The sequence below is a fragment of the Metabacillus rhizolycopersici genome, assembly GCF_020075705.1.
Genome location: NZ_JAIQUM010000293.1, coordinates 1 through 384, shown reverse-complemented (window position 1 = coordinate 384; position 384 = coordinate 1). Strand labels below are relative to the sequence as shown.

The 384-nt window shown below is 26.0% G+C and carries 1 protein-coding gene; it reads right to left on the bottom strand.

Features of this window, described 5'->3' with window-relative positions; all coding sequences use genetic code 11:
- Window positions 1-94 precede the first annotated feature (94 nt).
- On the bottom strand, window positions 95-226 hold the full coding sequence (locus tag K9V48_RS29305) for a hypothetical protein (protein WP_263432987.1): 132 nt from the start codon (window positions 224-226) through the stop codon (window positions 95-97).
- Window positions 227-384: the final 158 nt, after the last annotated feature.

The window sequence follows — 384 nt, the reverse complement described above, 5'->3', positions numbered from 1 at the left end:
AAGAGCAAACCAAGTAAAGGTTTGCTCTTAAATATGATATTGTTAATTAAGCCTTGTTATAATTATTTTACTAATTGATTTTTTTAATAATTAGTTACTGCTCATTTTCATTGTTTTGTTCTTCAGTTGGATCTGGTTCATCTTCATCAACGCCATTACACCCAAATAGAAATCCTAGAGATAAAATAAAAGATATTAGTACAAGTAAATATTTTTTTCTTTTCAAAGTTTATTTCTCCCTTCAAGAAAATATTATTTTCCTATTATCTACCTAATCCCAAAAATTATACCGATGAAGATGTTAAGTAATCCTATTATGTTGAACAACACGTCGTATCAAAGGTTAATTGTATATTATTCTTCTCTAAGTTGAATTTCTTTAAT